This window comes from Paraglaciecola sp. G1-13, assembly GCF_055809255.1.
The window spans coordinates 2,415,379-2,436,678 of sequence record NZ_CM147903.1; the positions used below are offsets into that span (position 1 = coordinate 2,415,379).

A 21,300-nucleotide genomic window follows, 5' to 3' on the forward strand; every position below is an offset into this window, starting at 1 on the left:
GAATTGAAATTATTTCGCTAATCTCCCCTGCGTCTTAGGGGAGTAGCCCGCTCGTTCATTCGAGTGAGACTGTCAACATACTTGAGCCCTCATGGCTTATGGCAGTTTCGTATTAACATGCACATTTGTTGATATCGGCAAGACCTAAGGCAAATAGCGCCCCATTGCGGGAGGCGACTATTTGCCTTTGGTTTAGTATCCCGCTTGAGTATCTTCAAATGGACGCCTTATTTACCTCAGCGCTGACCGTTACCCTTGCCGAAATGGGCGACAAAACTCAGCTTTTATCTTTACTTCTCGTGACTCGCTTGCAAAAGCCGTGGCAAATCATCGCCGGCATTTTAATCGCTACTTTGCTTAACCATGGCATTTCCGCATGGTTTGGGAGTTGGATAAGCCAGTTTCTCACCAGCGATATGGGTCAAACCATCATCAACGCCAGCTTTATCACAGTGGGATTGTGGTTGCTTATTCCCGATAAAGACGATGCGCCAAATACAAGCTTGGATAAATATGGCGCGTTTGTGGTGTCGTTGGTGCTGTTTTTCATCGCTGAAATCGGAGATAAAACCCAAATCGCTACAGTACTGTTAGCCGCGCAGTACCAATCCTTTGTATGGGTAACCATGGGAACTACACTCGGCATGTTATTGGCAAATGTACCAGTGGTATTTGCAGGTAACTACATCATGCAGCACATTCCATTCTCCCTGACCCGTGTGCTTGCAGCAGTAGTATTTATTGCGATAGGTGTGTACGGATTTTTTTGAGATGCTCGTGCTGTTTTATTAAGACTAATTTCATTCAATAATGAGTCCTTGGCAAAAAATTAATGGACTCCATTTAATTGAATCAGCTGCTGCTCTTAAAGCATCGCAAGAATAGGTGAAATGTTTTGTTATCATTATTGGCTCTCTTTTAGCGGCATTAATGCTTATAATGCGCCGATTGGTTCAATGGGTTAAATGAAAGAGTTAAGTACAAGAAATGAAATTTATTATTAAGTTTATCCGCGAAGCCTTAGGTCGATTGATCATTTTAATTGATTTAATCACCCGCCCTCGCAAACAGAAACGCAGTCCTGAAGCACAAGCTAAAGTAGAAGCCGAGTTAAGCAATTATGCGTTGTATCAGTTTTACGCCTGCCCGTTTTGCATCAAAACGCGCCGAGCGTTACACAAACTGAATTTACCTATGCAAAAGCGTAACGCTAAAGAAGGCTCAGAGCACAGAGCAGCCTTATTACAAGGCGGCGGTGCCGTAAAAGTGCCTTGCCTGCGTATTCAAAAAGACGGTCAAGACACCTGGATGTACGAGTCATCTGAAATCATTAATTATTTACAGCAAAAATTTGCCTAAATAATTAAAGGCTAAAAGAAGAAGCGGCATAACTTAGGCATTTCTGAGGTCAAGAATTATCTGGGCAATATGCTGAGCCTGTTAGACGGTGTTATGCAGTAGTAATGTAATATGCCTAAGGGCCAAAAGGGTATAAATGCAAAGGAATAATTTACTTGTTAGCGCTGGCTACTTGAGCTTTTTTGCAGCACTACTTCACGTTAGTTGCATTTATGGAGGCCCAGACTGGTATCGTTTCTTTGGAGCTGGTGAGCACATGGCCCAAATGGCTGCTAATGGAGACTCATACCCAACCATTGTGACACTGGTTATCGCGACAGTCTTATCAGTTTGGGGGCTTTATGCTTTATCTGGTGCAGGGTTAATCTTTAAATTGCCCTTTATCAAGACGTGTTTAGTCGCCATTAGCGTTATTTACTTGGTGCGTGGGGGCGCTGGTTTGGTCGTTCCTTTTTTTACCACGAATCCCGTTATTCACCAAAATTCAATGACGTTTTGGATGGTAAGTTCCATTGTATGCTGCATCTACGGTACATTTTATTTATTAGGTACAATGCGGTTATGGCGACAGGATCCATAGCTGACAATAACTGTTTCGCAAGTCAGTTATCAGAACAAATATATTCCATAAGAGTAAATTTGAGGTTAACGGCTCTTAGGTCCTTCACAACCCTGTTTTTCAAATCAAGCTAGAAGCGATGCAAAAATCCCTTAGCCAATGAAAACGGCACAAAGACATTAAGAATGTCGTGCCATCCCTGAGATAAAAATGCCATCAATCAGACAGGTAATATTCTACTGTTGACACCACTCGCAGCTTTTTAATGTGGGGGTTGTTTCTATCTCTCGCGGTAATGCTAAATTGCCCTTGTGAGGCACGTTTTATTTTACCAAGCACACTGTTTGAATCTTTAGCGAACTTTTCGGCGACTTCTCTGGCTTTTGTGGTGGCTTCTTCGATCATCGAAGGTTTAACATCATTTAGACGTGTGAAAATATATTCGACGTTGGCTTGATAGTTATTTTGATTAAGTACTATGCCTTTTTTACCCAGCTCAGTTAGCTTCCCCATGACCTCGCGCACCAAACTGATATTGCCAGAATAGACAGTCACTGTTTGTACAGCGGTGAACCTAAAGGTGGGCGTGGCATTACCGCCGTATTGCTGGGCCGATTTATCGGTAATGGCCGCCGCAGAAACGCTGATGTCAGTCTGTGGTATGTGATGTTGACGTAAAAAGTCTGAAATGAGACCGGTGTTGGTTTCAATCGATGCATAAAGTGCGTCAAGTGAGTTATCCGCTACCGTGTATTGAATTGGCCAAATGACAATGTCTGCGGGATATTCCTGTTCAGATAAGCCTTTTACTGTGACACTGCGCTCGAATTGGCGGTACTCGATTACCGCACTGCTTATCTGAAAACCCAGTACAACCAACCCGGCACACAAAAACGTGCCTAATATAAAAGCTGCGCCTTTGCTCTGGGTATTCACGTCCTGGGTATTCTTCATCGGAACTTAAAAATGGCGTTGTTTATTAAGGTTCTCGAATACGACTATCAGTAACGTCGCAAAGGGTCCCACAAACAAAGATACGATAAACCAAATAAGACCATTACGGCCTTTGCCTTGTGCTAAACCGGCGTTAATCAGTGCGAGGGTAAACCAGCCAACAAAATAAGAGCTTGTATTGGCGATGGATTCAAATTCCGACATATATATCCTTGAAATTAATAAAAATAGCGTGCGAAATGGCGTTCGTACCCTAGCTTATCAAAGCTAATTCAATCGCGCTGCTTTTTTACGACTTTAGGATAATATGATGAAAAAAAAGCAAGTTGGACGCCGCTAAACATTTAACGACGCACGTACTTGCTTCTGGCTTGCCTCTGGCTCGCTTGTGGTTTATTTAGGTATTGAACACTTAGCGTAAAAACGAGGTCCGTTCAAAACCGTCAGATAGTGATACTAGAATCGCGTTTAGAATGCAGCACTTGCCCAAACCCACAACTTATCAGTATCTTGACGGCCACTGTCCCCTGAATAAGCAGCGTATTTGATACCCGTGGCATAGCCGCCTTCAAATTTACGCACATAACTGAAATCAATCTCACTGCCTAAATCATCAACCGTGCTTGAGTCCTTATCGGCACTGAAATCATGATAAATCACAGACCATCCACCACCTGCCAATTTGCCGGATGCAGAAACACTCACATCCACCAGCCCTTCTGCTGGGGTACTCAAGAAGGTATCAGCCCATCCATTGAATTTGTGCAGAGTAGCAAGTGGCGTCGAAAAGCCATATGCGCCATCGTCAGAGCCCAATGACTCGTAACCAAGTTTTAAGGTCACTGCCGACAGTTTCACCCCTGCTTCTAGCATCAAGTAATCAGCGTCGAAATCAGTGGTGGCGGTTTCGCTACTCTGGGTGGCATATTCAATGCCGTACAACACTGAAGTATCCGCTATTTTTGTGCCGCCATTAAAGCTAAAACCATAGGTATCCAGTGAATTGTCAATGTCGTTATCAACTTCTAACAAGTAGCTGTAACCCACTAATTTGCCTAATGCGGTGTTGTACCCAACATTGAAGAGATGATCTTTGCTGTCTAAATCAGCGTCTTGGCCAAAGATGCGATTGCGTTGGCTTAAATAAGCGTAGTTTAAGGTTAAATCTTTATTGGCCACGTATTTTACGCTCACCCCGTCGAACGTTTGCCAATCTTGACGCCACCCTACATGCCCCACAAACCTGTGATTGTCCATGGTGATAATTTGACGACCAAACTTTGCCGTGACACCGGCGTTTTGGTATTGCACGTAGCCTTGATCAAGCTCTGTATGCTCTGGATCGGCGATAACCGAATATTGCCCAGGATTATAGCCACTTGGGCCCACCGTGTAGTCGCCCTGCCCCAATACAATGCGTGTGTCTTCAATTTCAATTTTGGCTGAAAAACCCTTGTAGCTATCAGTGGTATAGTTAAGCATGGTGCGCAAGGTTAATGCACTGGCATCGTTGGTATCTTGATCAACATCTTCGTAGCGCAATCGCAGGTTAACCGCTGCAGTGCCTTCTTTTAAGGCGCTGGTAATGCTGCTTTGCTCTGCTGCATGTGCCTGTCCCATGGTCGCCCCAGCACATACCAACCCAACCATTAGCGCAAGTGCAGATTTCTTTTTGTTAAGTTTTACGATGTGCGTGCTCATGTATATCCCTTAATATTGTGTGATGTAAAATGTGTTTGTGCCCGTTACGTCGAGCTTATATTTGATTTTTTAGTCGCACAGAGCCTTTCGCCAGCCTAAGCGGCTAGGTTCATTCTGTTCAGCGTTTATGTCTGTTTATCCACTTGTTCTACTTACATCAATGGCAGATAACCCGTATCGCCATTAGCCTGTATTAGGCGACATTCGCGCTTTTATCCTTGTTATTGACCTGTGATTTTTTGCGGTGAGCAGCTACCGATTCGACCTTGCGCTGCTTCTCATATAAGAAGGTCAGTACTTCGTGACGATAGTGGTTGTACTGAGGGTTGTCTGCCAGTGCCAAACGGTCTCTAGGACGAGCAAGCTCAATCTCCAAAATTTCGCCTATGGTGGCTGACGGCCCGTTAGTCATCATCACGATGCGGTCTGACAAAAGCACCGCTTCGTCAACATCATGGGTGATCATCACCACTGTGTTACCTAGGTCGGCGTGAATTTCCATGATGGAGTCTTGCAAATGCGCCCGAGTCAACGCGTCTAGCGCACCGAATGGCTCATCCATCAATAGCACTTTAGGCTCCATGGCTAGCGCTCTGGCAATACCGACGCGTTGCTTCATACCACCGGATATTTCAGCAGGCAGTTTGTCTACCGCATGACTCATGTGTACCAGCTCTAAATTGTGCTCAACCCAGTCGCGCATTTCTGCTTTACTGCGACCTTTACTGGTTTGCTTGACCGCTAGTTCGACATTTTTATACGCCGTTAGCCAAGGCAACAAGGAATGGTTTTGAAACACAACAGCGCGCTCAGGTCCCGGCTCATTTACCTCGTGACTGTCTAAGATTACCCCGCCTTTGGTGGCTTTGTGTAAGCCAGCAATGATGTTGAGTACTGTCGATTTACCGCACCCTGAATGACCAATTAGGGATATAAACTCACCTTTATTGATACGCAAGTTCACATCAGTTAACGCCGTAAACGGCCCTTTTGGGGTAGGAAAATCAATGCCTACTTGTGTTAGTTCTAAATGATGTTTATGCGTCATTATTGTCTGCCTTATCGTTGCCGATTTGTTTAAAAGTAGGTTTAGCTCGCTGATAGAGCAGTGGCGATATTGCCAAGGCTTGTTAACGCAGCACCGCCCCTTTGTCCCAGCTCACTTGTTTCTGCAGCAGCAACATTAGTCTGTCTAACGCAAAACCAATTAAGCCGATCGTTAATACCGCGACCATGATCCTAGCCAATGACTCTGAGCTACCATTTTGAAACTCGTCCCATACGAATTTGCCTAACCCTGGGTTTTGCGCGAGCATTTCTGCAGCGATAAGCACCATCCAACCTATGCCTAACGACAACCGTAAACCGGTAAAAATCATTGGAATTGATGATGGCATCACAATCTTCATCACATGTGAAAAAGGTCCCAATCGGAGCACCTTGCTCACGTTGATCAAATCACTGTCAATACTTGATACCCCAACGGCGGTATTGATCAAAGTGGGCCACAAGCAGCACAAAGACACAGTGACCGCTGATGTAATAAACGATTTCGAAAACATCGGGTCATCGCTTACATACACCGCACTAACCACCATAGTGACCAATGGTAACCACGCTAAAGGTGACACAGGTTTGAGCAGTTGGATCAACGGGTTAATGGCCGCATAAGAGGCTTTACTTAAGCCGCATAATATCCCCAGTGGTGCCGCTATAACCGAGGCGATCAAGAAGCCAACCGTGACTGTGTATAGGCTGGTCCATATTTGATCAAAGAAAGTCGGAGCACCGGTAAATGCACGAATAGTCGGACTGTAGCTGGGATCTTTGGCGACCCGTGCGGCATTGCGCTGCTCTTGGCGCTCATAAAATGCGTTGGCTTTACTTCGCTGTTCCCCATGCTCTTCAATCAATACTTGAGCCTGAGTTAACACATCGCTTGGACCTGGAAACTTCCCCAGTGATGTATCAATGTTTTTGGCAAGCACTGCCCACAAGCCGAGAAATATTAAGATCCCCAGTAGTGGCAATGCTGCATTTCTTAGCCAGGATGAAACCAAGCTGATATTGACGCTTTTCACCGGTGTTAATATAAGCGATGCCGTTTGTGCTTTAGACATAATATGTTCCTCTAAGCCGAGGTTGAGCCATGCCCAACCTCTTTGGCTGCGATTAAATTTTGCTGTCGCCTTTTAAGCCAATCTCGAACTTTTCAAGATAAGCATTAGGCTGACTGCCGTCATAAACGATATTGTCGATAAAGTGTGTTTGTGGCTTTTTGAAGCCTGATTCGCTGGCAAATTCGGGAAAATCCGCTGCGTTTGCTTTCCCCTCAGCAATCAATGACTTCGCCGCTTGAGCATAAATATCAGGGCGATACACTTGCTTAGCGATGTCTTTGTACCAATCATCAGTTTTTTGCTCACTGATTTGGCCCCAACGACGCATTTGTGTTAAGTACCAAATAGCATCACTGTAATAGGGATAGGTGGCATTGTGGCGAAAGAACACGTTGAAATCTGGCACTGAGCGCTTATCGCCTTTTTCATATTCAAAGGTGCCGGTCATGCTGTTGCCAATCACCTCTGCATCAGCCCCTACATACTGGCTTTTCGCTAGAATTTGTACCGCTTCAGGACGGTTAGCGTTGTCTTTCTCATCTAACCATATAGCCGCGCGGATCATCGCTTTTACCACACGAATATGGGTATTTGGGTTTGCTTCTGCCCATGCTTTGTTTACCCCGAATACTTTTTCAGGATTGTCTTTCCAAATTTCGTAATCGGTAACCACCGGCACGCCTATGCCTTTAAACACCGCCTGCTGGTTCCACGGCTCACCCACGCAGTAACCATAAATAGTGCCGGCTTCCATGGTGGACGGCATTTGTGGTGGTGGAGTAACCGATAATTGAGCATCGGCATTAATCAGGCCTTTCACGTCATTATTCGGCCCATAATATCCCGGATGAATACCGCCAGCGGCTAACCAATAACGCAGCTCATAGTTGTGAGTGGACACGGGGAATACCATGCCCATTTTGAATGCTTTACCTTGTTTTTTATAACTATCAACAACCGGTTTAAGGGCATCGGCTTTAATAGGATGGACTGGTTTGCCGTTCTCCTTGGGAATATTTGGCTTCATCTGCTGCCAAATATCATTCGAAACCGTAATGGCATTTCCGTTTAAGTCCATGCTGAAGGCGGTAATGATGTCCGCCTTTGTGCCATACCCTATGGTTGCCCCCAATGGTTGCCCCGCGAGCATATGCGCACCATCTAATTGACCGTCAATGACGCGGTCGAGTAGCACTTTCCAGTTTGCTTGTGCTTCCAATGTGACGTACAAGCCTTCATCTTCGAAGTAGCCTTTCTCATAAGCTATTGCCAACGGCGCCATGTCGGTAAGTTTAATAAAGCCGAATTTTAGTTCTTCTTTTTCTGGCCATCCTAACTCTTGTGCCGACACACCCTGCCCAACTAACGTTGTTGTGCACACTGCTGAAATCATTGCAAAACGAAGCGATTTCACGGTCTGTACAAGCGAGTTTAACAATCTGTTATTAACCATTTCCTACTCCGTATCAGTTCAAAAACTTTCCAAAAAAAAACCCACAACCATCCAAAATTTGGATGCTTGTGGGCTACTTTGCCGGTTGTAGTTCCGCCGTCATGGCAAACCTACAAATATGTTTCATGCTGCGCTGTATGCTCTATAAATACATTTTTATAAATACATGCGTTTTAAACACATGCTTTATGAATGCAATTATGCATGCACGTTAAGTGCACTTCCCATATGCCTATTTTTATTGTTTTATTGCAAATACCTCTTAGCATCAACAATGCCAACTTAAAATAACCATTAAAAACAATGATTTAACTGGAGGTTAGTATTAAGAGCTGTTTTAACTAAAACCATATAGGTGCAATTTTGCACGCCATTTGCACACTCTTTGCGCACCTAAATCGCTAACAAGCTGCTAGAAAAAACCTGATAGATGCTCTGATTACGGCACTGAAACAGCTACTAAAGATGCGTTAAAAAGGGGAAGATAATTAAAGTAAGCTCAAAAGATACAGGATAATAACCAGCTGAATAATGCACAGCCCTTTATACATTACTAACGGGTTACGCTTGATAAGAGGTTGTTTGTTTGCAGCGGATACTAGCGCCTGATTGGGTTGGGAGAGATCCACTAAAAACTCAGAAAACGCATCATAACGAAACAGCGGATTTGGCTGCAGCGCTTTGCGTAACGTTAAGTCTAACCACTGAGGTAAATCACCTCGAAAGGTCTGTAATGGCTGGTAATCCCATTCATCGAAGGAACGGGGGATGTAATCTTGATAGCGAAACGCTTTAAACGGCAAGTGCCCTGTTAGCATTTCATACACCACCACGGCCACAGAAAACATATCGCACTTGTAATCACTGTTTTGCGTAAGCAAATACTCAGGTGCAATGTAGTGAACCGAGCCCAAGGCTATATTTTCAAGGGGCAGTGAATTGGTTTCTGCCAAAGCATTCACCAGCACAGTACCAAAATCAATCAGTTTGACTTCGCCGTTACCGTCCACCATCACATTCTCAGGCTTCACGTCTCTGTGCACCATGTCTCTGCGCTGCAGCACACGCAACGCAAGCACCAATGGGCGAATAATAGTGCGCACCTGCTCAATAGACGGAACGGGGTTATCGTGCATCCATTGGCGTAATGTTTGCCCCTCTATGTACTCACAAACATGATACATAAACTTCGCGTCATTTGGTCGCTTATGAATACGCATAATATTTGGATGAGCGATGTGTTGGCCTATCCACTCTTCACGCAGAAATCCACTGAGATAAACAGGATCATCAACAAAGTGTTGTGAGGGCGTTTTTAAGCCGTAGGTTTTGCCGTCTGATTCGTTTACGACTTTGTACAAGCTACTGCGCGTACCATTAAACACCGTTTGTACCACGCGATAGCCTTCAAGCTTCATGCCCACTTCAAGCGCTGGCGGCATGGCCAAATGCATAATTTGTCGATAATGCTCATCTAAACTGGCATTGGGCAGCTCAGTCACTTTGACCAACAGACACGTTAGGTTGTCGTCACTGCCTGAGGCGATGGCTGCGTTAACAACATTTTTAGCCCGCTGCTCTAAGGGAGTATCCGTGGCTGTCATGAGATCAACCAGTGTTTTGCTGTTTAAAAATTCATGCACCCCGTCAGACGTTAAAACGAAAATATCATCCTTGACGAGTTCGACTGTACGAAAATCAACGTCTAAATGCGCCTCTATCCCCACCGCCCGGGTCAATACATTATTGCGCCCTTGTCGTGATACGTGATCTGTGGTGAGTTGCTCAAAATCATTATTTTGTATGCGACAAATGCGCGTGTCACCTGAATGTAAAATAAACCCCGTCGTCGATTTGAATATCATACTGCTGAAGGTAGTCACCATCTGGCTGTGACCACCGTGCTCGTAATCGTGCTGACCATAGCACCAGCGGTTGAGGCCTTGTAATACTTTGCCGGAAGCGTGTTTTACCGTCCAGGTTTGGGGAGTTTGGTAGTAATCTTGAATAAAATTGGTAACGCAGGTGATAGCTGCCTCTTTAGCACGTGTACAAACACTAACACCATCGGCGATAGCGGCCACGCCGCCTTTAGAGGTTAAATCAGGCTCTTTGGGTAAGTAAGCGGCAAAGGCGTCTTGATTTTCTGCCTTTACCCCTTCACTGGAAAAACCGCCAAATTCTAATTTAAGTTTTTCCAAGGCTCTTTTCTCATATAAACAGACTGAACGCTACGTTACCTTATGTAACGTTGATAAGCTCGACACTACCATCTTCGCGCACTTCCGTCATCGCTCCTTGTGGCTCTTTCATAAACAACAATGCCACAAACCCAAGTACAGCGGTGCACGCAATGACCACAAAGAAGGTGGACGTATCAACCACAGAGTAAACCGTTAAATAAACAACTGCTCCGACATTCCCGTAGGCTCCTGTCATACCGGCAATTTGCCCCGTTAAACGACGTTTTATCAAAGGAACCACGGCAAAGACCGCCCCTTCCCCTGACTGGACAAAGAAAGAACACGCCATAACCGCAACCACCGCCAACCAAATCGGCCATGTGGCATCAATCAAGCTCAAGCAAAAGTAACCCGCTGCTAATCCCGCGGTTAAAATAAGTAGGGTTTTTCTGCGCCCGAAGCGGTCCGAAATCAGGCCCCCACCAGGACGCGACATTAAATTCATGAACGCATACATACCGGCTAATAAACCCGCCGTCGCCATACTGAGCTCAAAGGTCTCGGCAAAAAATGCCGGTAGCATAGAGACCACCGCTAGTTCAGAGCCAAACGTGGCGAAATACAGAATGTTCAATACCGCCACTTGCCTAAAAGAATAACGATGTACCTCGGCAACCGGGGTAGTAAATAAGTCTTTATTGACCTTGTAGGTAAGATACGCATCGTAAACATACAATGCACTTAAACCCAGATATATTGCTAACGCAACACCTTCACCTAATAGCGATACGCCTTGTGGTGAAAGCTTCCAGTTAAGTAGCGCTAAGGCTAGATACATAGGTGTTTTCATCACCAGCAGCAAGTAAAAGTCACCTACGCTTGTGACTTCCATTCCGCCTAAGTTTTTAGGGCGAAAATAAGTAGAACCTTTCGGGGTATCTGTGGTGTTTTTATAGTAAACAAAGCTGAACAATAAACTCATCAGCCCAGTGATGCCTACTGCATAGCGCCAGCCGTCTTCGCCACCAAATAAAATAGCTATAGTGGGCAAGGTAAAAGCAGCAGCCGCTGAGCCAAAATTGCCCCAACCTCCGTAAACGCCTTCGGCCGTGCCAAGCTCTTTGGGTGGGAACCATTCGCTCACCATGCGAATTCCCACAACAAAGCCTGCACCAATACAGCCTAATGCAAAACGCGCGATAAGCAGCTGGGTAAAGCTATCAGCCAGAGCAAACATAAAACAGGGTATTGAGCATATTGCCATTAATGCAGAGTAAACAATTCGCGGCCCGAACTTATCGGTTAGCGCGCCGATAATCACGCGCGCAGGGATCGTCAACGCAACGTTGATAATGAGCAGGGTTTTCCATTCGCTGAGAGTCAGGCCTACACCATCGACAATAGCGCCTTTTAGGGGCGCCATATTGAACCACACCATAAATGTGATAAAAAAGGCTATCCAGGATAGATGTAGGGTTTTCATTTTGCCGGTGAAAGACAGCAAATTAAATTTCTCAACGCTCATGATGAATTCTCATAGAAAATTTACTCAAAAAAAAACCCGCAAAGACTCCAGGACACGGAAAGTCATTGCGGGCTACATTGCCTTACTTAGAAATTACAACGAGGTAATTCTGTCAGTATGTGTTTCGTTTTTAACGTTATTATTAACACAAGTGCATTCAACAATAATGTTTGCACCTATGGTGCCAACATTCTAAAAGCTACTAATTACAATAAGTTAAGTATTATTAGACGAATTTGAAACGCGTTTAATAGAAACTGTGGGGTGATATTGGTGCATCTTGCACTGTAATCGTGCTTTGCGCTTGCTTTGCTCTTTCTTTAGATAACCTCCCCCATCCTACTCGTCGTGAACATGCTATGCGCTATGCACGCAACAACAACTTGCCTGGTAAGTTTCCACGTTATGCTCTGTGAATACCCCCTTGAGAGATGCGTTGAGAAATGCGTTGAGAGGAACTTTGCGAGACGCTTTAAGACGCGTGCTTTTTGAATAAATCGTTGAAAACATTGCCGACTATGAAAAGACGCATTCCTTTGCGTTAGATAAGGTTATAAATGTGAGGCCACTTTGCTAAGCCAATGGGCCTTTTGCACGTCATCCAAGAAGCTTGCTTTAAAGCTATTCTCGGCCAACGTTTTGACCTGTTCATGAGTCATGGGCAAATCGGCCGCTAATGCGTGGTAGTTATCGTTTAAGTAACCACCGAAGTAACTTGGATCGTCAGCATTAACCGTGACCAACAAACCTGCATCTAATAGGGTAAGAATATTGTGGTCCGCCATTTTATCAAATACGCATAGCTTGATATTGGACAAAGGGCATACGGTTAACGGCATTTGCTTATTGGCCAGATGTGCCATTAGCTGCGTATCTTCAACACTGCGCACACCGTGATCCACACGGTGCACATCTAACTCGTTTAACGCACTCCAAATATATTCAGCGGGCCCTTCTTCACCGGCATGCGCCACACGCATCAAACCCAGAGATTTCGATTTAGCAAAAACGCGAGCAAATTTCTCTGGCGGATTACCCAGCTCAGAGCTGTCTAGGCCAACCGCTGCAATCATAGGTAAGTAAGGCACGGCAGCATCGAGGGTTTCAAACGCACTGTCTTCACTTAAGTGGCGTAAGAACGACATGATCAAGAGACTTGATTGCCCCCATTCTTTTTCTGCCTGTTCCATCGCGCGTTTGAAGCCTGGCATGAATACGTCAAAACCGACGCCGCGCTCAGTATGGGTTTGTGGGTCAAACATCATTTCAACATGCACTACGTTATCTTCTTTGCACTTACACAGGTAATCCCACATTAAGAGGTAAAAATCGTCTTCATCTTGCAGCACTGACGCCCCCAAATAATACAAATCGAGAAAGCTCTGAAGATTATCGAAATTGTAGGCGCTGCGTACATCATCGATCGTTGCGTACGGCAGTGCGACGTTATGCTTTGCTGCCAAAGACATCATTAATTCAGGCTCAAGTGTGCCCTCTATATGCAAATGCAATTCAGCTTTGGGAAGTGAATTTATTAGTTCTGCAATGGGTGTAGCTTGCGTGGGCATTTTTTATTCCTCTTATCATTATTATGGATGTACACAACGGCCCATTCATATTTTTATTACTTTTGGTTGTTCTTGTTAGTTTCTGCTGCGTTACAAGGTGATAGTGTATTGTCTGTTATTTTAGTCCTGCGTTAGCGGATAAGTATGGGTTATGTGTCTTGTGATGCACTGCTGTGCATGCATTCAGCGCGTTGTTAAACCTGTTTATCTATTGCGCGCTTAGTCAGTCACTACACTGGTTGTCGATTGCGCTCTTGAGCAACCAAACGTGTCATCTACTGCACTTTTCATCGAGTAAACGAGTTAGCTATTGCACTAGAAAAAGGCATATAACGCACCTAAAATGAGCAGTCGTTGACAATAACCTAAGCTAAATACGTATTTTACCTCAAGAAAACACCCTTGCCGCTATTATTTTCCCGTTGTTAACGGTTCAAGAAAGCGCTTCTTAGTGACTTTGTGTATCATTGTTCAGCATAAACCACACCAAAGCTAGACTAAATGGTCAGGTTTTTGCTTCACGGGGTTACTTTAACCCTTTCATCATTGGCCCTGTGCGGCTAGTAAGAGAACCCAATGAGAAGCATCCATGTTTAACGCAGTATTCGAAAAGCTTTTTAAGCTGCAAGCCAACGGCACCAATATTAAAACTGAATTTATCGCCGGCCTAACCACTTTTGCGGCTATGTCTTATGTATTGGTGGTTAACCCGAGCATTCTATCCGCTGGCGGTATGCCGGTTGTCGGCTTGATAACCGTCACAGCACTTGCCGCTTGCTTGGGCACCTTGCTAATGGCTTTTATGACCAACTACCCCATCGCCATGGCGCCCGGAATGGGCTTGAATGCATTCTTTGCCTTTACAATATGTTTAACTAGGGACATTCATTGGGAAGCAGCTCTGGGTATTGTGTTTTGGAACGGTATTCTGTTTTTGCTGTTGTCGGTGACTGGGGTGCGAACCAAAATTGCCGATGCCATCCCCGCTGCGCTCAAAATAGGGGTGCAATGTGGTATTGGTCTATTCATCGCTTTCATTGGCTTAAAAAACGCTGGCATTGTTGTTGACCACCCTGCCACGTTCCTAACGATTGGCGATCTATCAGAGCCTGCCACTATGCTCGCAGTCGCCGGCATTTTGCTGACCATTGTGCTCTTTATTAAAAAGGTCACTGGGGCAATATTAATTTCTGTATTGGTGCTGACCTTGATTGGCGCATTTATACCCACTGCAGACGGTTACCTTACTCAGCACACTGACTCATTTGTTGGCATGCCCGATAGCATAAGCTCTACGTTTTTCGCCATGGATCTCATGTATCCCATAGAAAACATAGCAACCACGTGGGACCTTATCTTCGCCCTGCTGTTCGTGAACATGTTTGACACTATCGGTACCCTAATTGGCGTTTCACGCCGGGCTAACTTGTTAGACAAAGAAGGGCGTTTACCCAAAATCGGCCCTGCAATGACCGCCGATGCTACCGCAAGTGTGGTCGGTGCTGCCCTTGGTACATCCCCCGTGACATCCTATGTGGAATCTGCTGCGGGGGTATCTTCTGGTGGCCGCACTGGCCTTACCGGTGTGTTCGTAGCGTTATGTTTCATGCTTGCCTTGTTCTTTACCCCTTTGATGAAAGTGATCCCGCTTATGGCGACCACGCCGGCGCTGATCATGGTGGGTATCTTAATGATGGACTCTTTCAGGCAGTTAGACTTTGATGATTTAACGGCGCTTGCCACAGCCACTGTTGCGCTATTGGTTATGCCACTGACATTCAGTATCAGCGAAGGCATAGCCATGGGCTTTATCACTTATGTGGGTATCATGGTCGGCACAGGCAAGTACAAACAGGTCACATGGATAACGTACGCCATGGCAGCGGTGTTTATTCTGCGTTACGTCCTAGATTTGAAATAACGAATCTACAATAACGAATTTGAAACAACGAATTAGTGTAGGCATCTGAGCCCCACACCCATAAAAAAACGCGTAGAGGGCTTGCCTACTACGCGTTTTTTTATGGCTTCAGAGCAGCAATCTATCGCTGCTTGTTACCTTCTACTGGCTACTTGTTACTTGTTGCTTGTTGCTTGTTGCTTGTTACTTGTAGGGAAAGTTATCTTTCCAATGTTGCGCTATTTCTTGTCTAGTGCACAGCCATACTTGGTCATGACTTTGTACGTATTCGATAAAGCGTTGCAGCGCAGCCATACGCGCAGGTCTACCTATGATCCTGCAATGCAAACCAATCGACAGCATTTTAGGCGCGTAATTGCCCTCTTCGTATAGCACGTCAAACGCATCTTTAAGATATTGAAAGAACTGCTCACCACTATTGAACCCTTGTGCACTGGCAAAACGCATGTCGTTGGTATCTAGCGTGTAAGGCACAATCAACAACGGTTTTGGATAGTTGGTGTCGTAATAAGGAAGATCGTCCGCGTAAGAGTCGGCGCAATATAACAGGTCATCACGCTCAGAGATGAGCTTTAAGGTATTCGGGCTGGTTCTGCCTGTGTACCAACCCACGGGTTTTGAACCAGTAATGGCTTGATGAAGCTGCATAGAGGCATCAATCATTTTACGCTCTTGGGCTTCAGGCATGTCTTGATAGTGGATCCAGCGCATCCCATGGCTAGCAATCTCCCATTTGGCGTCTTTCATTGCAGCGACCGCTTCTGGGTTTCGTTGCAACGCCATCGTGACACCAAATACAGTGATCGGCACATTTAAGCGTTCAAACAAGCGATGTAATCGCCAAAAACCTGCACGGCTACCGTATTCGTACATGGACTCCATGCTCAGGTGTCTGTCTTTGTATGCCTGTGCGCCAATAATCTCAGAAAGAAAAACTTCAGATGCTTCATCACCATGAAGTACACAGTTTTCTCCACCTTCTTCATAATTGAGTACAAACTGTAGCGCGATCTTTGCCTTACCGGGCCAGTTTGGGTTGGGCGGAGTATCGCCATAACCGATTAAATCTCGTGGATATGCGTGGTTCATTGTCTATCTCTTGTCATTTATATTCGTGTGGTACTGTTAGGCCGCAGCCTTGCAAAATAAGCTTAATTAAACTCTTAGTGGCGTTTGCGAATTCGATTTGATCCATTTCGTGCCCCATTAGTTCAGTGATCTGAGCAGAAAAATCAGCATAGTGCTGACTGCTCGCCCAAATATTGAACAACAAATAATGAGGGTCAATGTCTGGTAATTTTCCCAACTCGATCCATTGGCGTATTACTGCCACTCGAGAGTTCATCCAATTAGAATGTTGGTCTTTAAAAAAGCTGCTCAAGTTTGGTGCACCGTTGATGATTTCCAGTGCAAAGATTTTCGATGCATCAGGCCGACTACGAGAGATTTCCATCTTGTCTGCTATATACGCAGCCAACACTTGAGCAGGATCATCTTGCGCTTTAGCGTTGTCGAAACTGCTGTTCCACAAACTTAGAATTTCTTGTAGCAGCGCAATATACAAACCGTCTTTGGATTTGAAATAGTATAAAATATTAGTCTTCGGCAATTCCGCTCTATCCGCTATATTTTGCACTCTGGTTCCTTTAAACCCATGAATTGCAAACTCTTTTTCAGCTGCGGTTAAAATTTTTGCGCGATTAATTGCGCCAATGCTGTCATCTTTTTTTGATAATGAGTCACTCATCTAATCCGTTACTATCCTTTTCAAAGGGCTCATATTGAAGAGCCTTACATGCCCCATTAACATTGAGTTAACATCCTACCTAAAAATCTCTTGATTGCCTATATTCACGGTTAATTCTCGACAAATTAGCGACTTAGGCATTATTCAAGCAAGTCATAAACATAAAATGTCGCTAGGCACTAAGCACTCATAATACCAAGAATCGAAAAGTATTTAGCAAAAACCTGACCAACTGGTCTGGTTTTTGTATTTAATCGAGCTATTATACCCATCATTATAAGTAGTTTTATGACTGAGCCACGCGGAGACCACCATGATCAGCTTTTTACTTAACGACAAAGCTGTGCACATAGATGCCACACAAGCTGACACCACTTTACTGAATTATTTAAGAGATGAACGTAATCTGTGCGGCACCAAAGAGGGTTGTGCCTCAGGAGACTGCGGCGCGTGCACCGTCGTGGTGGCAAAAGCGAATGAGCAAGGCTCAGCACTTGAATACCAAGCTTTGAATAGCTGTGTTACGTTTTTATCTGCGGTGCAAGGTAAGCAACTTTTAACCGTTGAACATTTGGCCGATGGTGAAACGTTGCACCCAGTGCAAGCAGCAATGGTAGATGCCCATGGCTCTCAATGTGGATTTTGTACCCCTGGTTTTGTAATGTCGATGTTCGCCCTTTATCAACAAGGCAGCGCACCCAACCGGGAGCAAGTGAATGTAGCATTAGGCGGCAACTTATGCCGCTGTACTGGGTATCGCCCTATCATTGATGCCGCTTTAGCTTCATGCACTGGCACGCCACAAGACAAATTCAGCCAACAGCAAGCCGCCACAATAGCCCAGTTAAACGCGCTGCCTAAAAGTGAGGCTGGCTTAGATACCTTATTTATGCCGACTAACAGAAATGAGCTTGCTGCGACGATTAAAGCAGAACCTACCGCACGCTTTTTTGCGGGCAGTACGGATATCGCATTAGAAGTCACTCAGCAGTTAAAGTCATTGCCGACACTTATCAGCTTGACGCATGTGAAAGAACTCCAAGTTGTTGAAGCAACTAGCAGCGGTTTAAAAATTGGTGCAGCGGTCCCCTTCAGTAAGATGGAAGCTTTACTTCTTAAACATTTCCCATCATTGCACGAACTACTCGACAGGTTTGCCTCAACACCTATCCGTAATCAAGCCACTTTAGGCGGCAACGTTGCGAACGCCTCCCCCATCGGTGATATGCCCCCAGCGCTATTGGCGCTAAATGCGGTGATCAAGGTAGATAATGGTACAACTCGTCGAGACATCGCTATCAGCGATTTTTTCACGGGTTATCGCCAAACGTTGTTGCAAAGTGATGAATGGATTGAAGCGATTTTCATCCCTTACCTTGAGCCGAGCGCCCAAGTGCGCGCGTATAAAATTTCTAAGCGCCAAGAAGATGATATCTCAGCTGTGTGTGCCGTGTTTAATTTGACGCTGGACGAGAACAACAACGTAACACAACTAAAATCTGGTTTTGGCGGCGTAGCAGCCACACCAGCATCCGTTGATGCGTTAAGCGATGCCATAAAAGGCAAAGATTGGTCTAAAAACAGTACCTTTGAGTTAGGCAAAAAAGTACTGAGTGAATCGTTTACGCCCCTTGATGACGTGCGCGCCAGCGCTGAGTATCGTCAAACCTTGTTAGTCAATCTGTTTAAGCGCTTTTGGTTACAAACGAATCAACACAGCCAGCAAATTGAAACACGGGTGCACGCATATGAATAACCTTTGCTGTGTTACTTGTGGCCACAAGTCATTTTTACCTCGTGTGCTTTTTTGTCTTCTTAGCTTTTTCCATTCACTAATACAGCGAGGTTACGACCATGCGTAAACTTATTGAACAGCCGTTTACCAGTAACCCCCAAGGGAAAGTAGGCAAGTCTCATCCCCACGAAAGTGCCATTCGCCAAGTCAGCGGCCAAGCCCGTTATGTGGATGATATGCCCGAGCCTGCGAATTTGCAGTACGCGGCCGTGGGCACCAGCCCCGAAGCCTCAGGTACATTAAATTCTATCGATTTGACAGCGGTTTGGGCAAGCCCAGGCGTAACTGATGTGATTACTGTGGATGATGTACCAGGTCATGTAGATATCGCCCCAGTATTTGATGGCGACCCTATTTTTGCCCAAGGTAACGTATTATTTAACGGTCAGGCCTTATTCGCGGTATTAGCCGACAGCGTGCAACATGCGCGTCAAGCCGCTCTTAAAGCCAAGGTTGATATTACGCCATTGGCTCCTTGCCTAACGGTTGAAGCTGCGAAACAACAGAGTAATTTTGTGCGCCCAGCGCATTTTATGCAACAAGGTGATTTTGACACGGCCATTGGCCAAAGCGAACTAAACGCGCAAGGACATATAAGCATAGGCGGCCAAGAGCACATGTACCTTGAAGGCCAAGTGTCTATGGCGATAAACGATGAGGAAGACCGCGTATTGGTTTACACATCGAGCCAGCATCCCAGTGAAGTTCAAAAACTCATCGCAGAAGTATTAGGCTGTAAATTGCACAAGGTCGTGGTGGATATGCGCCGCATGGGCGGTGGTTTTGGCGGTAAAGAAACCCAAGCAGCACAATGGGCGTGTATAGCTGCCCTACTTGCCAAACGTAACCAGTGCGCTGTAAAACTTCGCTTACCGCGCATGCAAGATATGATTGCCACGGGCAAACGTCATCCATTTGAAAACAGCTATCAAGTGGGATTTGACTCAGAAGGCTTAATTAACGCGGCTGATATAGATATAAACGGTAACTGCGGCCACTCACCTGACTTATCAGATGCCATTGTCGACAGGGCGATGTTCCATTGCGATAACGGTTATTATCTTGAAAACGTCAATGTGGCGGGCCATCGCTGCCGCACCAATCAGGTGTCACACACAGCCTATCGCGGTTTTGGTGGCCCACAAGGTATGATAGTTGCGGAAGCCATGATGGACGTTGTTGCTCGAAAAGTAGGAAAAGATCCGCTAACGGTACGTAAGTTAAACCTTTATGGTGACAAAGATCGAAATCTCACACCTTATGGTATGACGGTTGAACACAACCTGTTGGGCGATTTGATTGCACGATTAGAAACCTCTTCTGACTATTGGGCCCGCAGAGAGGCCATCACTCAGTTTAATAAAAGCAGTCCCATTGTTAAAAAAGGCCTGGCGCTGACGCCCGTAAAATTTGGCATCTCCTTTACTGCTAAGCATTTGAATCAAGCTGGGGCACTGCTGCATGTGTACACGGACGGCAGCATGCAGATTAATCACGGTGGCACAGAAATGGGTCAAGGCTTACATACTAAAATTGGTCAGATTGTAGCCAATGAGTTTGGCATTTCTTTGCATGATGTAGAAGTCACCGCTACGCGTACTGATAAAGTGCCGAATACCTCGCCCACGGCAGCATCAAGTGGCACCGATCTTAACGGAAAAGCAGCACAAAATGCGTGTATCAGCGTCAAACAGCGCTTAGCAGAATTCTATGCACAAACCATTGACGATTCGGAACTTACCGCAGATAAAGTGACTTTCGCCGACAATCGCGTCACGTTAGGCCAACATAGCGTGGAGTTCGCGCAATTAGTACAAGACGCCTATATTGGCCGCATATCGTTATCATCAACGGGCTTCTATAAAACCCCTAAAATCCATTATGACCGCAGCACAGGTAATGGCCGCCCATTCTTTTACTTTGCTTATGGTGCGTCGGTATCCGAAGTCTCCATCGACACCTTGACGGGCGAGTACAAAGTAGAGCGTGTCGATATTCTGCATGATGTGGGCCGCAGCTTAAACCCAGCCATTGATATAGGGCAGATAGAGGGTGGCTTTATACAAGGCATGGGCTGGCTCACTACCGAAGATTTAAAGTGGGATGATAAAGGTCGCTTGATCAGCAACAACCCGGCGACCTACAAGATACCTGCCATTGGCGACACCCCCGACGTGTTTAATGTGGACCTATATCCAAGGGACAATGACGAAGACAGTATTTATCACTCTAAAGCGGTGGGTGAACCGCCCTTTATGTTGGCTAATTCAGTTTGGTGTGCCATTAAAGATGCGATTTCAAGCTTAACAGACTACAAAATTGATCCCCAGTTACCCGCCCCAGCCACGCCAGAAGCCGTGCTGAAATGTATTATGTCTATAGATGCTGACCCCACGTCTAGCGAGCCTAGCTAAG

General features: G+C 45.4%; 17 protein-coding genes and 1 riboswitch. Of the genes, 6 read left to right on the top strand and 11 right to left on the bottom strand.

Going from position 1 to position 21,300, the window contains the following annotated elements; translation table 11 throughout:
• The first annotated feature begins 25 nt into the window (after positions 1 to 25).
• Positions 26 to 213, top strand: a riboswitch (yybP-ykoY riboswitch).
• 5 nt (positions 214 to 218) lie between these two features.
• The 3 genes from AC0L6N_RS10065 to AC0L6N_RS10075 all read left to right on the top strand — a co-directional run bounded on the left by AC0L6N_RS10065 (position 219) and on the right by AC0L6N_RS10075 (position 1,939).
• Positions 219 to 770, top strand: a complete 552-nt coding sequence (locus AC0L6N_RS10065; protein ID WP_473480995.1) for a TMEM165/GDT1 family protein — start codon at positions 219 to 221, stop codon at positions 768 to 770.
• A 217-nt stretch (positions 771 to 987) separates the two neighbouring features.
• Positions 988 to 1,359: a glutathione S-transferase N-terminal domain-containing protein gene (locus AC0L6N_RS10070; protein ID WP_006990910.1), complete on the top strand. Its 372-nt coding sequence runs from the start codon at positions 988 to 990 to the stop codon at positions 1,357 to 1,359.
• A 136-nt stretch (positions 1,360 to 1,495) separates the two neighbouring features.
• Positions 1,496 to 1,939, top strand: a complete 444-nt coding sequence (locus AC0L6N_RS10075) for a hypothetical protein (RefSeq protein WP_473480997.1) — start codon at positions 1,496 to 1,498, stop codon at positions 1,937 to 1,939.
• Between the two features lie 195 nt (positions 1,940 to 2,134).
• Here the strand turns inward: AC0L6N_RS10075 and AC0L6N_RS10080 are convergent, their stop codons facing one another.
• From AC0L6N_RS10080 to AC0L6N_RS10120, 9 genes are all read right to left on the bottom strand, one after another.
• A complete protein-coding gene (locus AC0L6N_RS10080; protein ID WP_473480999.1) occupies positions 2,135 to 2,872 on the bottom strand; it encodes an SIMPL domain-containing protein in 738 nt (245 codons plus the stop codon).
• A 6-nt stretch (positions 2,873 to 2,878) separates the two neighbouring features.
• Complete coding sequence (locus AC0L6N_RS10085; protein WP_006990913.1) at positions 2,879 to 3,076, bottom strand: hypothetical protein; 198 nt, start codon at positions 3,074 to 3,076, stop codon at positions 2,879 to 2,881.
• A gap of 264 nt (positions 3,077 to 3,340) precedes the next feature.
• Positions 3,341 to 4,573, bottom strand: a complete 1,233-nt coding sequence (locus tag AC0L6N_RS10090; protein WP_473481000.1) for an alginate export family protein — start codon at positions 4,571 to 4,573, stop codon at positions 3,341 to 3,343.
• Positions 4,574 to 4,766: 193 nt separating this feature from the next.
• Complete coding sequence (locus tag AC0L6N_RS10095) at positions 4,767 to 5,621, bottom strand: ABC transporter ATP-binding protein (protein WP_473481002.1); 855 nt, start codon at positions 5,619 to 5,621, stop codon at positions 4,767 to 4,769.
• Positions 5,622 to 5,703: 82 nt separating this feature from the next.
• Complete coding sequence (locus tag AC0L6N_RS10100) at positions 5,704 to 6,693, bottom strand: ABC transporter permease (RefSeq protein ID WP_473481004.1); 990 nt, start codon at positions 6,691 to 6,693, stop codon at positions 5,704 to 5,706.
• 52 nt (positions 6,694 to 6,745) lie between these two features.
• Entirely contained in the window at positions 6,746 to 8,146 is a 1,401-nt protein-coding gene (locus AC0L6N_RS10105; RefSeq protein WP_473481006.1) for a CmpA/NrtA family ABC transporter substrate-binding protein, read from the bottom strand.
• A gap of 488 nt (positions 8,147 to 8,634) precedes the next feature.
• The gene (locus tag AC0L6N_RS10110; RefSeq protein WP_473481008.1) at positions 8,635 to 10,347 is read right to left on the bottom strand and encodes a bifunctional protein-serine/threonine kinase/phosphatase; all 1,713 of its coding nucleotides are present in this window, start codon (positions 10,345 to 10,347) and stop codon (positions 8,635 to 8,637) included.
• Positions 10,348 to 10,387: 40 nt separating this feature from the next.
• On the bottom strand, positions 10,388 to 11,854 hold the full coding sequence (locus AC0L6N_RS10115) for a NarK family nitrate/nitrite MFS transporter (protein WP_011575210.1): 1,467 nt from the start codon (positions 11,852 to 11,854) through the stop codon (positions 10,388 to 10,390).
• Between the two features lie 551 nt (positions 11,855 to 12,405).
• The gene (locus tag AC0L6N_RS10120; RefSeq protein ID WP_473481010.1) at positions 12,406 to 13,422 is read right to left on the bottom strand and encodes an adenosine deaminase; all 1,017 of its coding nucleotides are present in this window, start codon (positions 13,420 to 13,422) and stop codon (positions 12,406 to 12,408) included.
• 589 nt (positions 13,423 to 14,011) lie between these two features.
• On the opposite strand from AC0L6N_RS10120, the gene AC0L6N_RS10125 reads away from it, so the two are divergent.
• On the top strand, positions 14,012 to 15,343 hold the full coding sequence (locus AC0L6N_RS10125) for an NCS2 family permease (RefSeq protein WP_342881113.1): 1,332 nt from the start codon (positions 14,012 to 14,014) through the stop codon (positions 15,341 to 15,343).
• Positions 15,344 to 15,526: 183 nt separating this feature from the next.
• Here the strand turns inward: AC0L6N_RS10125 and puuE are convergent, their stop codons facing one another.
• Together puuE and AC0L6N_RS10135 are read right to left on the bottom strand one after the other, a co-directional pair.
• Entirely contained in the window at positions 15,527 to 16,432 is a 906-nt protein-coding gene (gene puuE / locus AC0L6N_RS10130; RefSeq protein WP_011575213.1) for an allantoinase PuuE, read from the bottom strand.
• 13 nt (positions 16,433 to 16,445) lie between these two features.
• Positions 16,446 to 17,090, bottom strand: coding sequence for a TetR family transcriptional regulator C-terminal domain-containing protein (locus AC0L6N_RS10135; protein WP_473481012.1), 645 nt, complete (start codon positions 17,088 to 17,090; stop codon positions 16,446 to 16,448).
• Positions 17,091 to 17,403: 313 nt separating this feature from the next.
• Between AC0L6N_RS10135 and xdhA the strand changes: the two genes are divergently transcribed.
• Both xdhA and xdhB read left to right on the top strand, forming a co-directional pair.
• Positions 17,404 to 18,846 carry a xanthine dehydrogenase small subunit gene (gene xdhA / locus AC0L6N_RS10140; RefSeq protein WP_473481014.1) on the top strand — a complete coding sequence of 481 codons (1,443 nt, stop codon included), beginning with the start codon at positions 17,404 to 17,406 and terminating at the stop codon, positions 18,844 to 18,846.
• A 98-nt stretch (positions 18,847 to 18,944) separates the two neighbouring features.
• Complete coding sequence (gene xdhB, locus AC0L6N_RS10145; RefSeq protein WP_473481016.1) at positions 18,945 to 21,299, top strand: xanthine dehydrogenase molybdopterin binding subunit; 2,355 nt, start codon at positions 18,945 to 18,947, stop codon at positions 21,297 to 21,299.
• The last annotated feature ends 1 nt before the right edge of the window (position 21,300 follow it).